The organism is Streptomyces sp. ICBB 8177, assembly GCF_003144095.1.
Taxonomy (GTDB): domain Bacteria; phylum Actinomycetota; class Actinomycetes; order Streptomycetales; family Streptomycetaceae; genus Streptantibioticus_D.
This window is the reverse complement of sequence record NZ_NSKH01000018.1, coordinates 2536147-2537191: the sequence shown is the minus strand read 5'-3', so window position 1 is coordinate 2537191 and position 1045 is coordinate 2536147. Positions and strand designations below refer to the sequence as shown.

General features: G+C 72.2%; 1 protein-coding gene and 2 pseudogenes. All 3 read left to right on the top strand.

The genetic code is table 11. The features are described 5' to 3' along the window. Nucleotides 1-117: pseudogene (locus CK485_RS19880) on the top strand (roadblock/LC7 domain-containing protein); the annotation flags it as partial. 126 nt (nt 118-243) lie between these two features. After that, nucleotides 244-864: a DUF742 domain-containing protein gene (locus CK485_RS19875; protein WP_109452421.1), complete on the top strand. Its 621-nt coding sequence runs from the start codon at nt 244-246 to the stop codon at nt 862-864. Continuing rightward, a pseudogene (locus CK485_RS29765) lies at nt 845-1045 on the top strand (ATP/GTP-binding protein); the annotation flags it as partial. The gene CK485_RS19875 and the pseudogene CK485_RS29765, both read left to right, overlap by 20 nt.

Here is a 1045-nt window from a genome sequence, read left to right as displayed (position 1 = left end):
CACCCCGAGTGCGACATCGGCCTCGTCGGCTACGAAATGGCCCTCCTCGTCGACCGCGCGGGAACCGTCCTGACCCCCGACCTTCGCGCCGAGCTTCAAGGCAGCCTCCTCGGCTAGCGTCAAGCGCCGGACAGGCATGCGCCGACGCGCCACCGGACCGTAAGGTTCGGTGACGCGTCCCTTAGGCTCGACGGCCCGACGGCCCGCCGAAGACCGGCAATCCGCCCAGCTGGAGGAGGAACCGTGGCAACGCCCCCAGGCGGACACCCTTATGGCGGTCCGCAGCAGCAGCCGCAAGCACCGCTGAAGCGATTCAACTTCCCTTCGGCGCCGAGCCCGAGGCTGCGGCCGGGTCCCGGGCAGCAGCAGCCCGAGCAGGCCCCGTCGTACGACCAGCAGCCGCCCGTGCCCCGGATCGAGCCGCACATGCCGCCACCGCGCGGCGCGAGCACCGGCGCGGGCGGGGCCTCGGGAGGCGGCGCGGGGGCGCGCGGCGGGCGGCGCACGCCGCTCGGCTCCGACCAGCAACCCCTGGTGCGCCCATACGCCATGACCGGTGGACGCACCCGGCCGCGCTACCAACTGGCCATCGAGGCGCTGGTGTCCACCACCGCCGACCCCGAGCGGCTGCGCGGCCAGCTCCCCGAGCACCAGCGGATCTGCCATCTGTGCCGGGAGGTCAAGTCGGTCGCGGAGGTCTCGGCCCTCCTCTCCATCCCCCTCGGCGTCGCCCGAATCCTCGTCGCCGACCTGGCGGAGGCCGGACTCGTCGCCATCCACCAGCCCGGTGGCGACGAAGCCGCCGGCGGTCAACCAGATGTGACACTGCTCGAAAGGGTGCTCAGTGGACTTCGCAAGCTCTAGCGGTGCAGCCCGCTCCACCACCTCCGCGAAGATCGTGGTGGCGGGCGGCTTCGGCGTGGGCAAGACCACGTTCGTCGGTGCCGTATCGGAGATCAACCCGCTGCGCACCGAAGCCGTGATGACGTCCGCGTCCGCGGGCATCGACGACCTGACGCACGCGCCGGACAAGACCACGACGACC